The 19,204-nt window shown below is 69.7% G+C and carries 17 protein-coding genes; 4 read left to right on the top strand and 13 right to left on the bottom strand.

Going from position 1 to position 19,204, the window contains the following annotated elements:
• Window positions 1-162: 162 nt before the first annotated feature.
• A complete protein-coding gene (locus tag V1633_RS29190) occupies window positions 163-1,158 on the bottom strand; it encodes a LacI family DNA-binding transcriptional regulator (protein WP_331217508.1) in 996 nt (331 codons plus the stop codon).
• A gap of 652 nt (window positions 1,159-1,810) precedes the next feature.
• Between V1633_RS29190 and V1633_RS29195 the strand changes: the two genes are divergently transcribed.
• A complete protein-coding gene (locus tag V1633_RS29195) occupies window positions 1,811-2,842 on the top strand; it encodes a DUF808 domain-containing protein (RefSeq protein WP_331217509.1) in 1,032 nt (343 codons plus the stop codon).
• Between the two features lie 313 nt (window positions 2,843-3,155).
• On the opposite strand, the gene V1633_RS29200 is transcribed toward V1633_RS29195, so the two are convergent.
• Together V1633_RS29200 and V1633_RS29205 are read right to left on the bottom strand one after the other, a co-directional pair.
• Window positions 3,156-3,500 (bottom strand): DUF1801 domain-containing protein, encoded by a 345-nt coding sequence (locus tag V1633_RS29200; RefSeq protein ID WP_331217510.1) that lies wholly within the window; start codon window positions 3,498-3,500, stop codon window positions 3,156-3,158.
• A gap of 140 nt (window positions 3,501-3,640) precedes the next feature.
• On the bottom strand, window positions 3,641-3,838 hold the full coding sequence (locus V1633_RS29205) for a dihydrofolate reductase family protein (RefSeq protein ID WP_331217538.1): 198 nt from the start codon (window positions 3,836-3,838) through the stop codon (window positions 3,641-3,643).
• Between the two features lie 8 nt (window positions 3,839-3,846).
• Here V1633_RS29205 and V1633_RS29210 point away from each other — a divergent pair, with 8 nt between their 5' ends.
• Window positions 3,847-4,128, top strand: a complete 282-nt coding sequence (locus tag V1633_RS29210; RefSeq protein ID WP_331217511.1) for a hypothetical protein — start codon at window positions 3,847-3,849, stop codon at window positions 4,126-4,128.
• 64 nt (window positions 4,129-4,192) lie between these two features.
• Here the strand turns inward: V1633_RS29210 and V1633_RS29215 are convergent, their stop codons facing one another.
• From V1633_RS29215 to V1633_RS29225, 3 genes are all read right to left on the bottom strand, one after another.
• Window positions 4,193-5,005 carry an SAM-dependent methyltransferase gene (locus V1633_RS29215; RefSeq protein ID WP_331217512.1) on the bottom strand — a complete coding sequence of 271 codons (813 nt, stop codon included), beginning with the start codon at window positions 5,003-5,005 and terminating at the stop codon, window positions 4,193-4,195.
• Window positions 5,006-5,594: 589 nt separating this feature from the next.
• Complete coding sequence (locus tag V1633_RS29220; RefSeq protein ID WP_331217513.1) at window positions 5,595-5,930, bottom strand: hypothetical protein; 336 nt, start codon at window positions 5,928-5,930, stop codon at window positions 5,595-5,597.
• A 530-nt stretch (window positions 5,931-6,460) separates the two neighbouring features.
• Window positions 6,461-8,632, bottom strand: a complete 2,172-nt coding sequence (locus tag V1633_RS29225) for a HelD family protein (RefSeq protein ID WP_331217514.1) — start codon at window positions 8,630-8,632, stop codon at window positions 6,461-6,463.
• A 337-nt stretch (window positions 8,633-8,969) separates the two neighbouring features.
• Here V1633_RS29225 and V1633_RS29230 point away from each other — a divergent pair, with 337 nt between their 5' ends.
• Window positions 8,970-9,218 (top strand): hypothetical protein, encoded by a 249-nt coding sequence (locus tag V1633_RS29230; protein ID WP_331217515.1) that lies wholly within the window; start codon window positions 8,970-8,972, stop codon window positions 9,216-9,218.
• Window positions 9,219-9,368: 150 nt separating this feature from the next.
• Here the strand turns inward: V1633_RS29230 and V1633_RS29235 are convergent, their stop codons facing one another.
• Window positions 9,369-9,971 (bottom strand): TetR/AcrR family transcriptional regulator, encoded by a 603-nt coding sequence (locus V1633_RS29235; protein WP_331217516.1) that lies wholly within the window; start codon window positions 9,969-9,971, stop codon window positions 9,369-9,371.
• A 208-nt stretch (window positions 9,972-10,179) separates the two neighbouring features.
• Here V1633_RS29235 and V1633_RS29240 point away from each other — a divergent pair, with 208 nt between their 5' ends.
• Complete coding sequence (locus V1633_RS29240) at window positions 10,180-10,875, top strand: class I SAM-dependent methyltransferase (protein ID WP_407952125.1); 696 nt, start codon at window positions 10,180-10,182, stop codon at window positions 10,873-10,875.
• Between the two features lie 856 nt (window positions 10,876-11,731).
• On the opposite strand, the gene V1633_RS29245 is transcribed toward V1633_RS29240, so the two are convergent.
• The 6 genes from V1633_RS29245 to V1633_RS29270 all read right to left on the bottom strand — a co-directional run bounded on the left by V1633_RS29245 (window position 11,732) and on the right by V1633_RS29270 (window position 19,200).
• Window positions 11,732-12,277, bottom strand: coding sequence for a GNAT family N-acetyltransferase (locus V1633_RS29245; RefSeq protein WP_331217518.1), 546 nt, complete (start codon window positions 12,275-12,277; stop codon window positions 11,732-11,734).
• A 591-nt stretch (window positions 12,278-12,868) separates the two neighbouring features.
• Window positions 12,869-13,396, bottom strand: a complete 528-nt coding sequence (locus tag V1633_RS29250) for an RICIN domain-containing protein (protein ID WP_331217519.1) — start codon at window positions 13,394-13,396, stop codon at window positions 12,869-12,871.
• Between the two features lie 1,164 nt (window positions 13,397-14,560).
• Window positions 14,561-15,514 carry an SH3 domain-containing protein gene (locus V1633_RS29255; RefSeq protein ID WP_331217520.1) on the bottom strand — a complete coding sequence of 318 codons (954 nt, stop codon included), beginning with the start codon at window positions 15,512-15,514 and terminating at the stop codon, window positions 14,561-14,563.
• Window positions 15,515-15,579: 65 nt separating this feature from the next.
• On the bottom strand, window positions 15,580-18,111 hold the full coding sequence (locus V1633_RS29260) for a CHAT domain-containing protein (RefSeq protein WP_331217521.1): 2,532 nt from the start codon (window positions 18,109-18,111) through the stop codon (window positions 15,580-15,582).
• Window position 18,112: 1 nt separating this feature from the next.
• Entirely contained in the window at window positions 18,113-18,601 is a 489-nt protein-coding gene (locus V1633_RS29265; protein WP_331217522.1) for a peptidase associated/transthyretin-like domain-containing protein, read from the bottom strand.
• Window positions 18,598-19,200 carry an RNA polymerase sigma factor gene (locus V1633_RS29270; RefSeq protein WP_331217523.1) on the bottom strand — a complete coding sequence of 201 codons (603 nt, stop codon included), beginning with the start codon at window positions 19,198-19,200 and terminating at the stop codon, window positions 18,598-18,600. Before V1633_RS29270 ends, V1633_RS29265 begins: the two co-directional genes overlap by 4 nt.
• Window positions 19,201-19,204 lie beyond the last annotated feature (4 nt).

The following is a 19,204-nucleotide window of genomic DNA, read 5'->3' on the forward strand; positions in this document are numbered from 1 at the left end:
CCACTCCTCTCGCGTGCGCCGACAGCGGGCGTAACCCGACCTGACGGCTCAACTCATCGGTGGATATCGCCACAGGTTCTGTGGCTGTGCTCCTTCTCCGGATCACCGCCCACGCGGGCACTGTTCGCTCGGCGCGGTCGATGCTCCGTCACCGGATCCGCGTCACGGTCCCGGCGTGCTTCCTGGTGGTGCGGTGGAGTTGCGGACCACGAGACGGGTCGGCAGGACCATCTCGCGAGGCCCCTCCCAGTCACCCGTGACCAGCGATTTCAGCATCCGCGCGGCCTCGTATCCGAGCTGGTACATCGACTGGTCCACCGTGGTCAGCGACGGCTCGGCCACGGCCGACTCCGGGATGTTGTCGAATCCGACGACCGAGAGGTCGCCGGGTACCGACAACCCCAGTTTGTTCGCGACCTCCAGCACCATCAGGGCCATCCCGTCGCTCGCGGCGAAGATCGCCGTCGGTCGGTCGGCCCGGTCCAGCAGATTCCGGGCCAACGGCGCCGCGGATTCGGGGTTGAAGTCCCCGCCGGCGATCAACGTCTGATCGACAGGTAGGCCGGCTCGGGTCAGGGCTGCCCGGTAGCCCTCCTCCCGCAACCACGCCGCCGCCATGCTGGCCCGACCCGCGATGAACCCGATGCGCCGGTGGCCCAGGCCGAGCAGGTGCTCGACGGCGGCGGTCGCGCCCGCGAGGTTGTCCGCGGTCACCGACGGCGTCGTCGAGTTCCTCGCCGGATCGATGACCACGACCGGCGTCCGACTCTGCACATCGTCCCAAGGTGTGACGACGATGCACCCGTCGGTGAGCGTGCCCGACAGACGGGTCAGATGCCGCTGCTCCCAGCCCTCGGAGTACGTCCCGTAGAGGTCGCTGTTGGCATAGATGATCAGATCGAAGCCGGAGCGCCGCAGAGCTTCCATCACTCCCTTGAACACCTCGGCGGTGTAGGACTGGAAGCTGTGGGTCACGAGACCCAGCACGTTGGTGCGGCTGCGACGCAGGCTGGTGGCCACCAGGCTGGACTCGTAACCCAGCCGCTCGATGGCCGCGCGGACCTTGGTCGTGGTGCCGGCACTGACGCCGTAGTGCCCGTTGACCACCCTGGAAACGGTCGCGGTGGAGACGCCCGCCGCACGAGCGACATCACTCATTGTGATTGGCGCTCCGCCCTCGGCCATGTCGTCCTCTCCAGCTTGCAATCGTTATCGATTACGTTTCCAAGGTGTTGCCAAAGTAATCGAGGACTGTGACGAAGACAAGAGTTCACCCGCTTTTGGATCATCAGTCCTGATCATCGGCCCGGCGTTGTCCCAGGCCGCAGCCGCTGGCGCGGCAACCTCCACAGAAGATCTTGCTGCTCGGACCGGCCGGCCGCGCCCTGACCCGGGCGTCGCCCACGAGACATCGGATCCGACGTCCCCTGGCGCCGGCCGTCGCGGTCATCCTTTGTGGCTGTCACTCAGGGTGACTACGACGCGGCGTGCGTCACGCACGGCGTGGACCGCGACGGACCCCTCCTCGGCCAGCGGGGACGGCTGGGCGATCTGACGGGAGACGACCACGGCGGCACCTCCCCGCACTGATCTCGCGGTGCCGCCCGTCTTCGCACCAGGACAGCCGCAGCCGGCCTCGGGCCCGACAGGTCCTGGCCGGCTGCCGGGGCCTGGTTCGTGACCGACGGGGCCGGCTCGACCGCCCGCGCGGTCCCGCAGAGATACGACCGGCCGGTAACGTGTCTCGGGCAGCGGGCCTGAGCGACAATGGTCCACCCCGGACCCTGCCCAACCTTGGAAGGACCATCCCTTGGCCAGTGGACTCGTAGCCCTGCTGGACGACGTGGCGGTGCTGGCTCGCGCCGCTGCCGCGTCGCTCGACGACATCGGGACGGCCGCCGCGAAGGCCGGCGTCAAGGCCGCTGGCGTCGTCGTCGACGATGCCGCCGTCACGCCGCAGTACGTGCGGAGCCTGGCCTCCGAGCGCGAGTTGCCCATTGTCAAGCGCATCGCCCTGGGGTCGCTACGCAACAAGTTCTTCATCATCCTGCCGGCGGTGCTACTGCTCAGTCAGTTCGTGCCCTGGCTGCTCACCCCGATCCTCATGCTCGGCGGCGCCTATCTGTGCTACGAGGGCGCGGAAAAGGTGTGGGCCAAGGTCGCCCATCACGACGCCCACGGTTCGGGCGAGGAAACGGTGCAGGACGAGGCGACGCTGGTGTCCGGGGCGGTGCGGACCGACCTGATCCTCTCGGCGGAGATCATGGTCATCGCCCTCAACGAGGTGGTCGACGAGGGGTTCTGGTCCCGCCTGGCGATCCTCGCCCTGGTCGCCGTCGTGATAACCGTGCTGGTGTACGGCGTCGTGGCCCTGATAGTGCGGATGGACGATGCCGGGCTGCGCCTGTCACAACTGTCCGGTGCCGCCGCCAGCTTCGGCCGCGGCCTGGTGAGGGCGATGCCGGTGGTGCTCACCGTGCTGACGGTGGTCGGCACCGCCGCGATGCTGTGGGTGGGCGGACACATCCTGCTGGTCGGCGCCGACGAGCTGGGCCTGCACGTTCTCTACGAGGCCGTACACCACGTCGAGGAAGCCGCCCACGACGCCACGGGTGTTCTCGGCGGGCTCGTCGGCTGGCTCGTCAACACGGTGGCCAGCGCGATCCTCGGGCTGATCGTCGGCGCGCTGGTCGTGCTGGTCATGACTCTCACGCTGCACCGTCGCAAGTCCAAGGCCGCCGACGCACCGGACATGACCCCCGCCGACGGCGTCACCCCCGCGACGCCGCCACTCCCGGCCCAACGTCACGACGCTTCCGCCGACGGTGGGCCGCGCGTCTGACCGCGAGGTCATCAGCGGATGGACCTCCGCGGTCAGACGGGTGTCGACAGGCTCACCCGGGCTGCCGCGAAACCCTGTCGGTCAGAAGGGCTCCGTCGTCCAGCCCGGCAGATGGGCGGTCGCGAGCACCCTGGCCTGGTCAACCGCCCACCGCCGACGGGCCGGCCACCAGAACGCCAGGCGGCCCGTCGGCGGCCATGATCCGGTGGACGGGCCTCGGTGGACGGGCCTCGGTGGAGGTGCCGGACGTCGGACGACCGCCGACCGGGCTCGCGGTGCCAGGACCAGACCCGGCACGGCATCCCCCTGGCGGCTACAGCGAAGTCGCGGTCTTTTCCAGGATGTTGGCGACCGCACCGTAGTCGACGGTCTGGCCGTCCCTGATGTCCACAGCTTTGCGATCACCGTTGCCCAGTGCCCGAAGGAACCCCTTGACCTCCGGGATGTCCGCGGCGTTGAACACCATGAACGAGACCTTGTCCCTGGCGACCGCGATGACGGCCGCGTACTGCCCGTTCTTCAGGTAGTGCGGCTTGCCGTACTGCAGCCGCTCCTCGACATCGGGAATGGTCTGCCCGACCATCGCACGTAGCTTCTCGCACACGTCGATCTGCCACGGCTGTGCCTTGTTGATGTACCGGGTGACGTCGTCGCTCACGGTTTTCTCCTTCGTCGTCGTCGCCAGAAAAGTGCTCTGCATCCAGACCGACGCACCCCGGACAGCCGGCGGTCGTCGTAGCTGCGGGTCGTGCCGGTGTACCGCCTCGTCCACCCGTCACCGACGAGAGGACCGGCCTCCTAACCGAGGAGGTCGTCCCCGCGCGGGGCATAGGTCAGCACGACCACACCCGAGTCGAACGCCCGCACGTCGACCAACCGAAGGACCGTCGGCTCGCCCGACTCCGCGAAGAGGCGCACGCCACCACCCATCACCACGGGGTAGGTGACCAGACGCAGTTCGTCGACGAGTTCGTTGCGCAGCAACCACCTGACCAGTCCGGGCGGTGGGCGCCGAACTGGCCGTCGTCGCCGGGCTGCCCGACGCGCGGGAGCTGCTGTCGGCCGCCGAGCGACACGAGAACGCGTGGACCGCCGCCTGCACCGCCCGGGCCCGAGGCCGCCTGTACGGCGACACCGCGGCTCTCACCGCTGCGGTGGCGGGATGGGAGCGTATCGGCGCCCGGTTCGAACGGGCCGCCACGCTCCTGCTGCTGCCGGACCGTGCCGCCGAAGGACGCCGGGACCTCGAGGCGCTCGGCGTCGTGGTCCCGGCGCAACGACTGTGATCAGCCTCGTGCCCGTCCCGCGGCGACGATGAGGGACGCGGAGCCCGCGGCAACCGGCCCGGTGTCACGGCTTACGCCCGACCACCCCGTACTGCGGCACCGGCTTCGCGTCTTCCCCGTCGGCCCGCCACACCGCGCACGACACCAGGCCGGGCTCGACCAGTTCCAGCCCCTCGACGAGCCGTCCGAGCTGGGCGGCGCTGCGGGCGCAGATCTTGGGTGTGGCGTGGGCGTTGTAGTACGCCATCGCCTCTACGTTGCCCTCGCCGCCGAGCTCCGTCGTCGGGTGGGTGAGCGCCAGGTAGCTACCCGACGGAACGGCGTCCAGTAGCCGGCCCACGATGGCCTGCGTCTGCTCGTCTTCCTGGACGAAGTTCAGGACGCCCAACAGCATGATCGCGATCGGCCTGTCGAAGTCGAGCGTCTCGGCGGCCTGGTTCAGGATCAGGTCAGGATCGCGGGCGTCGGCCTCGATGTAGTCGGTGACCCCTTCGGGCGTGCCGGCCAGCAACGCACGGGCGTGTACCAGCACCAGCGGGTCGTTGTCGACGTAGACGATCCGGGATTGCGGATCGATCGCCTGGGCGACCTCGTGGGTGTTGTTGGCCGTCGGCAGACCGGTCCCGATGTCGAGGAACTGGCGGACGCCCGCCTCGCCCGCGAGGAACCGAACCGCTCGGGCCAGGAATTTCCGGTCCGCCCGGGCCACCGCGTCGATGTGCGGCACCATCTTCCGGATGTGGTCGCCGACCTCACGGTCGATCTTGTAGTTGTCCTTCCCGCCCAGCCAGTAGTCCCAGATCCTCGCGTTGTGCGCCACCGTCGTATCGATGCCCGACCGCTGGTCGGCAGCGGTCGGATCGTGGCTCCGAGACACAATTGACTCCTCGCGCAGGGGGTTCGCCAGAGCAGGTTGTGCCCGGCAGCTTAGCGGGACGTCGCCGAGGGCGCCGCATGGCAGTCGATCGGCCGCGGTCCCTTGTGCTGGTTCAGCGCCGTCGACGGCGGAACCCCGAGGGCTTCCAGGCTCTCGTCTCTCAGCGTGGCCGGCCGGAGGTCGCCAGCCGGGCCAGGGCCGTGCCGGCGAAGCCCGCTTCCCGGCGGCCTCGATGCGATGGACGAACGATCAGACACATAGTCACCGCGATCCTCGGCCTGGCGCGCCTTCTCAGACCAGTGGGACACAATTCATCGTAGCTGGGGTGGACCCTCGGCTTGGCAGACGTATTGATAGTCACGTCGCGTTCTTGTGGTACGGGCGTGACGTCTCACTTGCCAGCTCCAAACGCCCGCCCGGTCCCGTCCACATACGTTTCTGACGTCGGGCGCTGATCCGTCGGCGGCTGGCTCCGGCTTGCGTTGGGCAGCCCTGTTGCTGTCACGGTTGCTGGCGGCAGCGACAGGGCCGGCTGCTTCGGCCGGGCGGGGAGTTTTCGATTTCTCGGCTGGGAGAAAAGCGTCTCGGATCAGCGGGCCCTGTGGAATTTGACCAGGTCACACCTGTCGGGGTCGCCGTCAAATCGGTACAGCCAGGGCTCCTCCCGGTCGCCGGAAATCCACATCTGGAGGTCCCCGAGCATCAGGTCCTCCGTGGTCTTCGAATCGACGTCGAGGGTCCACGTGCCCTCGCCCGAGCCACCCGTATTCCCCGACAGATTGCTGGTGCTGTAGCGTCCGTCTTCGCCCAGCTCGATTCTTCCGCCCTCAGGGCCGGTGTAGACGCCTGCCAGATCTGAGACGGTGATGTCTTCGGGCGCTTGGGGTGCGCACCCGAAATACCGTGCACATCCTGTAGCGGTCATCGGCGCGAGTAGGCTGATCGCCAGGACAGCCGCAAATCGCGGGGCTCGTCCCATCAAAGGCTCCGTCCTGCCCGACCGGATCGACACCGCCCGGCGCCGACCGCTGTTGACGGTCAAGCGCCTGGTGGTAGTGGACCATAGCAGCGCTGCCCACCTGGGGGCGCTCAGGGCGGCGGCGTTCAGCGACTCGAGGCCCGGCGCCATCGGACTCCTTCGGTGCGAAGGAACGACCGTGGGCTGATGAGTTGGTCGGCCGGCGACGCCGACCTGCTGAACGACCCCGCAGAATCCGTCGGCGTCCCTGCTCGCTCCCGCTGTCGCCCAGGTGGTCACCCAACAGCCCGGCATCCCGGCAGGCGAACCTGGGACGCGCTGCGGCGCCTGGGCGACAGCCTCGACGGATAGCCGCTGCCGTACAGGCACCAAGAAGGCCCACCAGGTCATCACCGTTGAACGAGTTTGGCACGGTACACGTCGGCAGCCTTGCCACCCCAACATCCGGGGATTCTGTCCATGGGTCTGGCGATTTGCTACGTGAGCACCAGCTGGCCGAGTTCCTGGGTGCATCGGGTGAGCGCGACGTAGAGGCCGTTCCAGCCGCGTGGTTCAGCGGCGATGCCGTGGGGGTCGATGAGTAACGTCGCGTCCCATTCCAATCCCTTGGACTGGGTTGCGGTGAGGACTGGCACATCGCTCAGCACGGCCAGGAGGTCGGCGACGCGGTGGGCGGGGGCGATGACGCCGACCATGCCGCCGTGCCATCGCTGCTGCAGTTGTCGCACCGCCTGGGCGGCGGCGCCGGCCAGCTCGGCGGGCGTGATCGTGAGTTCCCAGGGGGCGATGCCGGAGGAGCGTACCGCCCGTGGCGGCGCGTTGTGGCTGCCAGCCTTCTTCAGGACCGGTTCGGTGAGGTCCATAACCTCACGCGGGGTCCGGTAGCAGATGGTCAGTTCCGCAGCGGTCCAGCGGTCTCCGAAAGCAGCCTGCACCGCTTGTGCCCAGCTGGTGTGCCGGTGCGCTGCCTCCGCCTGGTCAATGTCGCCCACAGCGGTAATGGAGCGACTGGGACAGCGCCGTAGGACCATTTGCCACTGCATTTCGGACAGCTCTTGCGCCTCGTCGACGACGACGTGGCCGTACACCCAGCCGCGCTGCCGGCGAGCGTGGTCGGCGACGAACTCGCCCTGTGGTTGCGGGGCGTCGACCTCGCCGAGCAGGTCGGCGAGGGCGTCGAGCAGGGGAATGTCGCTCGATGCCCAGGCGGCGGGCTCGGCCGAGACGGCGGTGATCTCCTCCGGGGACAGTCGCGGGGCGATCCGGGCCAACAGGGTGCGGTCGGTCAGGAGGTCACCCAGCAGGGCTTCGGCGTCGAGAGTGGGCCACCATGCCTCGATGAACCGGGCGATGGTCGCGCTCTCTGCGATACGAGTACGGAGGTGTTCGATCTCTTCCTCGGAGAGCAGCCCGTCGATGTCACTGCCGGTTGACGTCCGGGCGGAGTGACGGTCATACCCCATCCCCTTGTCGACGCGGGCGAGGATGTCCTCGAAGCCCTCCTCCATCTCGTTCATCAGCGCCTCGCGCTGCTCGGCGACGGCTTCGGCGAGGAGGTGGTGCAACTGCTCGGCGAACGCCGCGCGGGCGCGGTGGTACGGGCGTCCCTGCACCGCCGAGGCGAGCGCCTGCGCAACTGTTGCGGCTGTGATGACGTAGAACTCGCCCTCCCAGCGCAGCCTCAGCTCGCGGGGCCGGGGAAGCAACGACGCGACGTACCTTTCGAGCGCGGGCTGCCAGAGGGCGCGGCCCTTGATTTCGGCGACGAGCCGGCTCTCGTCGCGGCCCACACGGATGTCGGCCAGCAGAGTGTCGCAGGTCGCCGAGACGACGGCGGTCTCACCGAGCGCGGGTAGTACCTGGCTGATGTACTGGAGGAACCGCGGCGAGGGGCCGACGACCAGGACCGCCTGGTCGGCCATCCTTCGGTGGGTGAACAGCAGGTAGGCGACGCGGTGCAGAGCAACCACGGTCTTGCCGGTGCCGGGACCGCCCTGAACGATCAGCGGGCCGGTCGCCTTGGCCCGGATGATGTCGTCCTGTTCGCGTTGCAGCGTGGAGATCGCCGTCGACATGAGACCGGTGCGCCGCTGGTCGAGAGCGGCCAGTAGGGCGCCTTCACCGACGAGTTCCGCCGATGTGGTCCCGTCCAGTGGCTCGTCGTCCACGCCGACGACTGTCGATCCCGTCGTGCGTATGTGACGCCGGCGTGCCTGACCTTGTGGGTCGACGGCCGTCGCGGTGTAGAACGGCCGAGCTGCCGGAGCGCGCCAATCCACCAGCAGTGGCTCACCGTCCTCGCCGTCGTTGCGGAGACCGACACGGCCTACGTGCCGCACGATGCCATCCAGTCCGTCGAGGCGGCCGAAGACCAGCCCTTCCCGAGCTCGCCGTAGCTCTTCGTACTGCTGCCGGAGCATGCGCTGCCGGGCCCGTTCCGAGGCGTCCAGGGCCTCCGAGGAGAGCTCGACCTGTAGGTGGTCGGCAATCCTGTCGCGCCGAGCTGTAGCCAAGTCGAGAAACTCTTGTTCCTCGGCAACCGCGGCTCGGCGCGCGACGCCCTCTGCGGTAGAGGTTGACGGTTCGCCGTTTGGTGTTGTTTCGCTGACGCCAGCAGTGCCGTTGTTCGGAGCAGAATTCCGGCGCATCCACAAATCCCTGTATTGGCGCTTTCCCTCGGCCCGGATGGGCCGCAGGTATTCCGGCGGCAAGCATAGGGTTGGTTTCTCCTCCTCGGCCAGGAATCCGGTCGGCGGAGATGGGGATCTCAATGCCTTGCAGTTGGGGGCCGCTTGTGGCCTCACCCAGTCTTGATTCACCTATTGAGAGTCGGGTCCTTGTCTGACCTGCCTCTACGTCCTGGCTGTCATCGGACACGCCACCCGCCGAGTCCGCATCCTCGCCGCCACCGCCCACCCGACCGCCGGCTGGGTCACCCAGGCAGCCCGGAACCTCGTGATGGACCTCGAAGATGCCGGATGCCAGGTGAGGTACCTGATCCGGGATCGAGACGGCAAGTACCCGGCCCCGTGGGACGCGATCCTCGCCGACGCCGGAGCCACGGTCGTGCGCAGCGGGGTACGGATGCCAGGCATGAACTCGATCATGAAACGCTGGATACAAGCCCGCCGCCACGAACTGCTCGACCGGACACTGATCCGGAACCACACCCACCTGATACACGCACTCCACGAATACGAACACCATCACCGCCTCACGTGGGCAGTGCCTTGAGCGGTCGGGCTGGCTGGCGCTGGTGGTGGCTTTCCTCCGGGGTCGAACGGATCGGGGCAGCCGGACGTTGGAGGAGATTCTCGAGTTCAGGTCCGGTGTGGAATGTCCCTCGACAAACGCCTTGGATCGGGCGGCTTGCTGCTCGGCGGCTCAGAGCAGCCGTCGTTGTACGACATCGGCGATGATGGCGGCGACGACCTTTTCGACAGCGCCAGCATCCGGCGGGGTGCCGTTCCGGGCCGTGAACAGCAGGTGCCCGGCCCCGACCAGCGAGAGCGCGAGCGAGTCGATGTCGGCATCGGCCGCGATGCGGCCCATTTCGCACTCGTCGGTGAGGTAGGAGGCGATCATGGCGCTGGCCTCCGTCAGGACCGGCACGCGGTGGGCTGGTCTGGCTTGGCGTAGCCGGGCGCGCAGTTCGTCCCGGAAGACGATCAGGCTGACGATCGCCACGGCGACCGGGTCGAACAGGTCTATCAGCGCGTCGGTGAGATTGCCGGCCACGCTGCCGGTCCCGGCGGACTTGCGCAGGGCGGTGGCCTGGTCCTCGATCCGGGCGATGCGGTCATGCACGAGTTCGGCGAGGAAGGCGTCGAAATCGGCGAAGTGCTTGTGCAGCACGCCCTTGGCGCAGCCCGCCTCGGTGGTGACCGCGCGGCTGGTCAGCGCGCTCGGCCCGTCCCGGAGCAGGATGCGCTCGGCGGCGTCGAGCAGCTGCTTACGCGCGTCACGGATCTGTATCCCTGTCGGCATACCGTGCATTCTCCTTACGCTCACCGCGAGCCACTACCCGGTTGCCGAGTGGGCAGATGCCCATTACAGTGGGCGCATGCCCACGATACCGCAGGAGCAATCACATCCGTCCCGGCCCGAGCCTCATCAAGCCAGGCAGATAGCCGAGTCGTTCGGTGTGGACGCCGAACGCTACGACCGGGCCCGGCCCCGCTATCCCGACGCCCTGGTGGACCGGATCGTCGCCGCCAGTCCCGGGCCGGACGTCCTTGACGTCGGCTGCGGCACCGGCATCGAAGCCCGGCAGTTCCAGTCGGCCGGCTGCAAGGTGCTGGGTGTTGACCCGGACGTGCGGATGGCCGAGTTCGCGCGTCGCAGTGGGGTCGAGGTCGAGGTGGCGACGTTCGAGGACTGGGATCCCGCCGGCCGGGTCTTCGACGCGGTCGTCGCGGGGCAGGCCTGGCACTGGGTAAACCCGGTCGCGGGTGCCACCAAGGCCGCACAGGTGCTGCGGCCCGGTGGGCTTCTGGCGGTGTTCGCGCATGTGTTCGAGCCTCCGTCCAGGGTGGCGGACGCCTTCGCCGCGGTCTACCGGCAGGTGGTGCCCGACGCGCCTTTCAACGTGCAGTCGACGAGGAACGGTGTGGACCTCTACCAGACGATGTTCGCCAAGTTCGCCGATGGGATCCGCGAGGTGGGCGCTTTCGGCGAACCGGAGCAGTGGCGGTTCGACTGGGAGCAGTCCTACACCCGCGACGAGTGGCTGGACCTGCTGCCCACCACCGGAGGTCTCACGCAGCTCCCGCCGGACAAGCTGACACAGGTGCTGGAGGAGGTCGGGGCCACCATCGACAAGATGGGGGGCGGCTTCACGATGCCGTACACCACATTGGCGGTCACTGCGGCGCGAACCCGCGCCGCCTGACCCGGCGTCGGCGGGCGAGGTACTCCAGCGTCTCCCCCTGGCTCTCATCCGGTTGACCGGTGATGGGACCTCTAGCACAGGCTCCCGTTAACAACTCCTAACTCTTTGAGCGAGCCTTTCCATCGTGGGACTGCAGGTACCGCATTCTCAGCGGAAGAGACCTCTCGCACCTTGCGGATCACTGTCAGTAACGGGACGCACTCTGCGATAAGGACCTGACGTCGGTAGGACCGGTGGCCCAGCGACTCATCCTCGTGTGCACCCGGCGTGGCGAGGCGATCGTCGACTTCGACAGCGATCCACACTTGGAGACTGCCAGCGCCAACACGTTCCGCTCGCACCTGTCCGAACCGCCCGCCTTCGGCAACGGGTCCGGTGGCGTCCATTACCGACCCCGGCGACACCGTGGAGCTGGAGTCGCTCGCTGAGCCCGCCAGCCTCGTCGTCCTGCGGTGGCCTCTGCGGCACGCCGGCCTAACACGGCCGGCATCGCCGACCTGTTCGGCGCCGGCCCGCTCATCATGACGGCCGACACCTGCGCGATCGCAGCCATCAGGTCCACAGCACCTGGCCAGCCAGGCAACACGTACGCCGAGCACCTGGGCGAACTGCTGCCGGGCGCTACGTGTGGTCCCTGCGTGGTCCCCAGAACCACAAACGGTTTAGGAAGTGTGGATACGGCCGGAAGTCGGATGGCGGTGACCCGGCGTGACCTGCGTCGCCACGCCGGCAGCCACGTCCAGGAGCTGATCGCCGTTGACCCTCGGCACCCGTGTCAACGGGCACAACGGCGCTCTACTGCTCCGGTGACACCACCTTGCGGGCGGACCGTGGATGGCCGGCCCGGTTTTCCGGATCAGAGGGCCCGTGCCATCTCGATCTCAAGGCCGAGAGATCCGTGGAAACTCCTGCCAGTAGCCGTGAACCCGGCCTTCTCGTAAGCACGTCGGGCGCGAATGTTGTCCGCATGCACGTAGAGGCGCGCCCTCGTAAACTTCCGCTGACGCATCCAATCCAGGGTTGCGTCGAGCAAGCTCGCGATCACGCCTTTGCCACGGTGCTCCGGCTGCAGGAAGACGCCCACCACATGTCCGCCGGACCGATCGATTGTCTTGCCCTCGAAGTCCTGCTCGCCCGCCTTCTCGATCAGCGCGACCGACGTTCCCACCCACGTGCCGTCATCGGCGATCGCGACGAACTGGCATGCCCCCGCCTGCGGTCCAGCATCGCTGGAAGAACCCTGGGCGCGCCCTTGCCAGAACACGTCAGGCTGGGCGACACCTTCCTCGTAGGACTCAACGAAGGCCAACGGGGCCGTCTCGTCCTTCAACGCCTTCAGACGCAGTGCCCGAATCTCGCGCCACTCGTGGGCCCGGATCGGGCGGATCATGTACTCGGTCACGCAGAGACTATGCCAGCACTGCCTGCTGTAGCAGGCGGAGGGATCAGCGCCAGGCCGACGGCGCAGTGTTGCGCCACTGCGGAAGGCGCGTCGGGCCAAGCCGAGTGGGACGTCTGCTAACGCGGAAATGTCGCAGTGCTGTCGGCGCGCCTTCTCAACGCGGGTAGCGCCTACCAGGCAGTCGAGATGGTCTGAGCGGATCTCCGAGGAGGGTCGGAGTTCGGGGCGGAGGCCCGAGGTCTTCAGGATCGTGTGTCTCGTAAGCGTGGCCGGCCGGACCGGCCGATGCCGGCCGGAGGTCGCCAGCAGGCCGGGGCCGGACCGGCGCGGCCCGCCTGCGGGCCGCCTTGATACGAGAACGAACAATTCGGCGGATTACCCGGATGACGTCTGCACGAAGTGGAGATCTGCCGGACATTGTTCGCTCTGGCGCGGCGGTCCTGTTCGAGCAAGGTATGTGCGCGGTCGAGGTCACGGCGTTGCTCTACCTGTTCTCTGCCTGGCCAGCGAACCACAGGGCGGCGAGATCACCAGGTCGGTATTCCAGGCCGCCGCCTGATCGACCGAGCGGTCGATCAGGCGGCGCCCCGTCTACCAGGCGCGCAAGTTCCACTGCTGGGCGGCGGTGTTGTTGCAGGTCCACTGCCACAGGGCGTTGCCCGCGATCGGGTCGCCCCAGGGGACGTCGACGCATTGCCCGGTCTGGAGGTTGCGCAGCGCGTAACCATTCGCGCCGGGTACCTGCGTGACGGACCAGAGTTGCCGGGCGACGCCCAGGCAGTCCCACAGTTGTAGCGTCTGACCGGCTGCCGGGTTGCCCCAGGGCAGGTCGAGGCACTTGGGGCCGTCTGGCGACCAGAGGGAGCTGACAAGCTGGTAGTAGACGACGCCGTCCCATCTTCCCTCGTAGACCATGGTCCATTTCTGGGCCGGGCCGTCGTAGCAGGGCCACTGCTTGATGGCCGTGCCGTTGGCGGTGCTGGCGTACGACACGTCGATACACAGGCTGCCGAAGGGGTGCTCGCTGGTGGCGGAACTCTGGGATCTGAATGAGTACTCGGTGGCGGCGCTGGCAGGCGAGGCGACCACCAGGCTGGCGGCGACGAGTCCGACGCACACCGCGAGCACCATGGACGTCCGGCCGAGGATATTCATGACCGTTCCCTCCAATGGGAGTTGAAGATATCGATTGAGGGGTGGCCGGCTGGCGCCAGATACATCCGCCTCAGGCGCGGACGAGGATCGGCTTCGCGATGGTGTGCGAGTGGAAGGCGCCGTCGTGATATCGGCGGAAGCCGGGACTCGGCATGGCGGTGCAGTTCCGTGCGGGCAAGGGTGTTGATCGTCGCGATCTCGACGTGGACCGGCATCGGCACGCCTGCTGCGATGGCGTCAAGGACGTACCCGCCCTCGCCGCCGCGCTGCGCACCCTGCAGCGCGCGTTCGCCGCGGAGCTGCCCCCCGGCGCAGGTCGCGGCCGCCGCCGCAGGTGCCCGGGCCCGGCGGGCGAAGCTGGTCTACCTGCGCCGCGCCGTCACCTATCGCAACCAGGTGTGGGAGGGCGACCATCAAAATTGCCGATCATGGTCCTGCCGCCGCACAGGCGGGTGGGTGCGCCGGGACGGCAACGACCGGGCACCGGGTTGGCGCAGGTGATGGCAAGGTGCACCGATCGGGGCTGAGGCCGGCGGCCAGTTCCCCGACGAGGTCGGCGATCCGGTCGAAGTTGTGGTGCGACACGTTCACCCGCGGATGTTCTCCAGCTCTTCAGCACCGATCTGAATACCGCACATCTGTCCCGCTCCCTTCTCCGGCCGGAACGACTTCCCGCCGGTCTTCTGAATACGTGGCGAGAGGGCCGGTAGCAGCTACCGATCCGTCGGATCCTCCCGGTGCGCGTCGGACGCCTCGCGCCGCCGGTCTGCGCGGGCTGCTGTCCGGAGTTCTGGATCGCGTGCTGACGCACGGCGCGGTCCCGTTCGTTGTCGCCGCCCCGTTACGATGGCCGCGACGGTTACTGGCACCCACACCCCGACGACGACCCGCTCGGCATTTCGTCGGCGACTTCCTGCCACTGCTCGCCGGGCGGGGCTGCGGATCGACCGGGTCGCGGCGGCCTGCTGGTCGACGGGTGGGCGGACCAGTTGGCGTCAACCCGGCATCCTCCGCATGCGCAGTGCGGCGCGACGACCGCTGCGCTGACGTTCACCGTCACCGCTCTGTACGTGGCCGGTGACGAGCAGGCCGCCCGTGGGATCGCCCGTCAGCGCGCACGGTGCCGCCTCAGTTGTCCGGGCACAACCCGGTGCCGCGGATCGGCAGAGCGCTGTCCAGGTAGGCCGCCGCGATCCAGCCGGTGTCGCCGAGGACGGTCGTCCGGGCCCAAACGTCGTCGTCCATGACGGCTTCCCCGGTGCGGTAGCAGGTCACCCGGCCCAGCGTGCCGTCGGGCACTCTCCGCAGCACCTGGTCGCCCGTAGAGGGGCCGGCGCGCAGCGACACGTCAGGTCGGGCCTTCACCGCGACAAGCCGGCCGTCGCCGGGAACCAAGCCGTCCTGCAGTCCCCGGCAGGTGAGCGCCGACGAGCCAATCCACATGATGGTGTAGTCCTCGCCGTTGCGTCGCTGGTGGCTGGTGTCGAAGCAGTACGCCGGGTTGTCCTGATCCGGTCCGATGCCCTGAGTGGCCAGATCCAGGAGCGGGATCTGCTTGATCAGGAAGCAGGCGGTGGTGTCGGCGACCGCGCCGAGGCGGCCACGGACAACCGCTACGACGCCGACCGCCCACGAGTCGCGCCGGCTCTGGTAGATCCGCACCGCCAGCCGGTCCGTCTGGTAAGCGCATTGAACGGCGTCGTTGACCTGCCCGAGCCGGTCGGCAAAGCGGCCGAGGTTGTCGAGGAACTGGTCGACCCGGGGCCGCTGCCCAGGCACGATCCGCTGGGTTACCTCGCTTACCAGGTCGACGTACGGCAGGCAGGGGTTTTCGATCGAGGTGTAGCTTCCCTCGTCCAGCTTCGGGAGCAGCCCGCCGCTGCGGGTGCCGGCCGGCGGACAGCCACCTCCGGCGATCTTCGCGAGGCCGTCGGCCGTGCCGGGGCGGTTCTCGGCACCGCCGCTGGCCGCGCCGCCGTTCGTGCGGCATCCCGTCAGGAGACCGGCCGCCAGGGCGAGCACGGTGAGGCCGGCGGCGAGACCCGCCCGACGTCGGAGCTTCTTCACATTGTGGTCAGTCATGCCTGGATGGGGGGCCGGGCGGCATCCTGGATACCTGCTGTCGACACGACTCTGGTGCTGGTGGTTCAGCCGGCACCGAAACAGACGAAGCTCGGAGGTTGGTCGCCGCGTACGGCCTCCGCCAGTGCTGCCGCCGGCGGCCGGCCCGCGACGACCGCCCGATGATAGGCCGCCATGATCTCCATGGCCGCCTCGTCGGCGACCCGGCTGACGCTCGCGACGACCGTGGCGGTGCCAGCGGCGAGCAGGGCGGTCGGCATGCCGAGGGCCTCGTCGCCGTGCCGCACGTCGGTCAGACCCAAATCACAGCAGGACAAGACCACGGTACGCGGCGCGGTCCGCAGTTCCTGCACGTCATATCCCATCAGCGGGCCGCCGGCCAGCTCCAGCGTGGAGAACAGCGGGTTCTCGGTCTGGTGCTGCCCATGCGCGGCGACATGGGCGAGGCCGGCGCCGGACATCGCCGCGAGTGCCGCCGCCGGGGTCGCCGCCGCCCCGGTGAGCAGAACGGCACCTCGGTGCAGCGACGCCACGGCCCGGGCCTCCGCCTCACCCCGGGGGATTCCCGGTCCCGCCACCACCGTCACCGCCGCCGACTCGGCGGCGGGCCTGCCGGCGGCAAGGCGGCGCCGGGCGGCCAGCCAGACCCCGACCGACGGCGCCACCGTGACCGGCCGGGACACGCACGCTGGCACGGCGTGCCACGGCGTGGTCAGCAACAGCCCGGTCGGGACCAGCACCAGGTCCCGGTCGCCGACCAGCGGAAGTACCGGGTCGAGCACCATCGAGCCCACTCGGTCGGCGTCCTGCCGCGTTGCGGCGCGGACCACCGCCGCCAGCCGGGCGGGCATGGCCCGGCCCGCCTGCGCGTCCAGGTCGGCACGTAACCGTCTTACCGCCTCCTCGGCCGTGCCGCGGTCGCCGAGCACCACCACCGAGGTCGCCCGGTCCGTGACCACCAGCGCGCGCAGGACGTCCCCGGCGGCCACGTACACCACGACCGCCGCGCCGGCCAGCTCCGCCGTCACGGCGCTCAGCGGCGCCGGTGTCGGCGGCGCGGCATCGCCGGGCCCCGGCGTCGCCCAGGCGCGCTCCCGGATCACCCGCTGCAGCGCCTCCAACCGACCGTGAAAGGCCAGCGTCGGGCGGCCCCCGAGTTCCGCCTGCCGGACGCGGTGCCGGAGCTGGCGCAGCTCCTCCAGCGCCTCGGCGGCGACCGGGTCGTCGGGGGGTCGCACCGGCGGCAGCAGCAACGCCTGGGCCCGGGCCCGCTCGGACCACCGGTAGACGGCGTTGGCGGAGCCCTCTGCCAGCGCCGCGGCGAGCCCCGCCCGGGCCAGGTCGCGGCCGTGCACCGCGGCCCCGGTCTGCAGGTCGGCGCAGCCGAACCGGGCGCGGTGCCGGTGCAGAGCAGCCATTCCGGCCAGCAGACTCCGCCGGGCCTCGGCCGACCGGCCGACCGAGGCCGCCACCTCCGCACGGGCCATGTGCCATAGCAGGCGCGTGTCGAGCCGATCGGTGCGCCGAGGTCCGGTCTGTCGCCCGATCAGCTCCGCCGCCCGGCGGGGTCGTCCGGCGGCCACCAGCGCCCGGGCCCTGACCAGACCGGCGACCCGGGCGTCCTCGGGCAGCCCGAGCCGGGCCAACCGGCCGGCCAGCACCCCGGCGCGCCGGGCCACCGTCGCCTGGTCGACCTCGCCGACCGCCTGGTCGGCGCGCAGCTCGAACAGGGCGGCCAGGGCCGCGCGGCGGACGTTGGTACGGCCGAGGAACGCGGCACGGGCGCGTCGGGCCCACCGCGCGGCCGCGACCGGTTCGCCGGCAAGCAGGGCCGCCTCCGCGCGAACCTGAAGAGCGTCCGCGTACGTGTGTCCGAGCTGCTGCTGCGTCGCCCGCTCCACCGCGCTGGCGAGTTGCCGTTCGGCCTCGCGGTACAGCCCGGCCGCGACCAACGCGCGGGCCCGTTCCACCGCCAGGTTGGCGAGCCGGCCCGGCGCGAGCACCCGGTAGTCGGCGTCGGACCGGGCGAACGCACGCAGCGCGGTGGGCAGGTCACCGGCGATCACGTCCAGACAACCCAGGTTTGTCCGCGCCATGGCCACATGCAGACCGAGCCCGTGCCGGGCGGCGACCTCGGCGCAACGCCGCAGGTCGGCCCGGGCGAGCCGGACGTTGCCCGCCTCCAGGTGCACGAGGCTGCGATTGTTGAGCGCCTTGACCAGATCAGCCGGGTAGGTCAGGTCGCTCAGCAGGTCGATGGACTCGTCGTACTGGCGCAGCGCCTCTGCGTTCCGGCCGCTGCGTTTGAGCAGCAGGGCCCGCTGGCCGAGCAGGATCGGCCGCTGCGGCGGAGCCACGAGTGCCTCGGCCTCGTCCAGCAGCCGGAAGCCCAGCTCCACCCGGCCTCGCTCGGACTCGGCCCAGGCGAGGCTGATCAGCAGGCGGGCGTGGATGTCGCGCAGGGCGGGGTGGCGCTTTGCCAGCCGCAGGCCCGCCCGCAGTTCCCGGGCGGCCCGCCCCGGCTGGCCGGCGTCGTTAGACGCCAGGCCCGCCGCGTGCCAGCGGGTGGCCCGGCGAGCGAGTGCGGCCGGATCCACGTCACAGAGCGAGGGCCGGCGTGACCACCTGCGGTGCGTGCTCACCCCGCGCCGGGTGCACCACCACCTGCGCCAGGCCGTGCGGCACGCCGTCCAGCACGAACCGGCCGGACGCGTCGGACTCCACCGTCTGGGACGGGTCGGGCGCGGGGTGTCGCAGCTCGACCCGTACGGCGGCGCCAGGCGCGAGCCAGCCGTCGATCCGGACCAGGCCGTCGGGCCGGTCCACGATCGTGATCATCACGGTTCGGCTCTCCGCGTCGAAAGTCAGGGTGCGGGTCCGTTCCGTGCCACGCACCGCGCCGACGAGATGCTCTTCGCGCAGCCGGGCGACGTCCCAGTCAACGTCGTCGAGTGCCAGCACAAGGCGTACCCGGTCGTCGAGGTCGGGGGGCGGCGGGTCGAGCCGGGTGAGCACCGCGGCCAACTGGTCCAGGATCGCCTGGTCTAGGCCGTCGAGCGGCTGGTCGGCGGAGTGCGGGGCGGTCATGTCGGGCTCCATGTCGAGTCGGCGGCCAGCATCTCCCGCAGCTTCGCCAGGCACCGGCCACGGGTCGGCCCGATGCTGCCGCGCGGCATGCCCAGCGCCTCGGAAACCGCCGTGTAGTCGGGGCGGTCGACGTACGCGACGATCCGCAGCAGCGCCCGGCACCGCTCCGGCAGCCGCGCGACGTGCTGCCATAGCGCCCGGTCACGTTCCTCGGACAGCAGCACGTCGGCCGGGCCGGGATCCGGGTCGGGCGAGGACTCCAGCGTCGCCGCGTCATGCGGCGTCTGCCGCTGTGCGAGCCCACGTACACGCCAGGATTCCCGGCGGGTGGTGGTCACCAGCCACGCGGTGAGCGCGCTCGAGGACCGTATGGTGTGCAGTCCGCGTACTAGCTCCAGCCAGGTCGTCTGGACGACATCGGCGGCCTCCTCGGCGGCGAGGCCCTGTGCCCGGGCGACGCGCCACAGCAGCGGGTTGAGTTCCCGGACCACCTCGTCGAGGGCGTCCCGGTCGCCCGCCCTGGCCCGCTCCAGGCGCTCGGCGAGGCGTGCCGCGCGGTCGAGCGATGCGCCCGCGCGGTCCACCGGCACATTGGACATGGCG

It is taken from the genome of Plantactinospora sonchi, assembly GCF_036422035.1.
GTDB lineage: Bacteria > Actinomycetota > Actinomycetes > Mycobacteriales > Micromonosporaceae > Plantactinospora > Plantactinospora sonchi.

Excerpts from the sequence above, each read along its gene's own strand:
- V1633_RS29265 (WP_331217522.1), bottom strand. The coding sequence starts at position 18,601 with ATGACCGCCCCGCACTCCGCCGACCAGCCGCTCGACGGCCTAGACCAG.
- V1633_RS29255 (WP_331217520.1), bottom strand. The coding sequence starts at position 15,514 with ATGACTGACCACAATGTGAAGAAGCTCCGACGTCGGGCGGGTCTCGCC.
- V1633_RS29190 (WP_331217508.1), bottom strand. The coding sequence starts at position 1,158 with ATGAGTGATGTCGCTCGTGCGGCGGGCGTCTCCACCGCGACCGTTTCC.
- V1633_RS29235 (WP_331217516.1), bottom strand. The coding sequence starts at position 9,971 with ATGCCGACAGGGATACAGATCCGTGACGCGCGTAAGCAGCTGCTCGAC.
- V1633_RS29220 (WP_331217513.1), bottom strand. The coding sequence starts at position 5,930 with ATGACCGCTACAGGATGTGCACGGTATTTCGGGTGCGCACCCCAAGCG.
- V1633_RS29225 (WP_331217514.1), bottom strand. The coding sequence starts at position 8,632 with ATGCGCCGGAATTCTGCTCCGAACAACGGCACTGCTGGCGTCAGCGAA.
- V1633_RS29270 (WP_331217523.1), bottom strand. The coding sequence starts at position 19,200 with ATGTCCAATGTGCCGGTGGACCGCGCGGGCGCATCGCTCGACCGCGCG.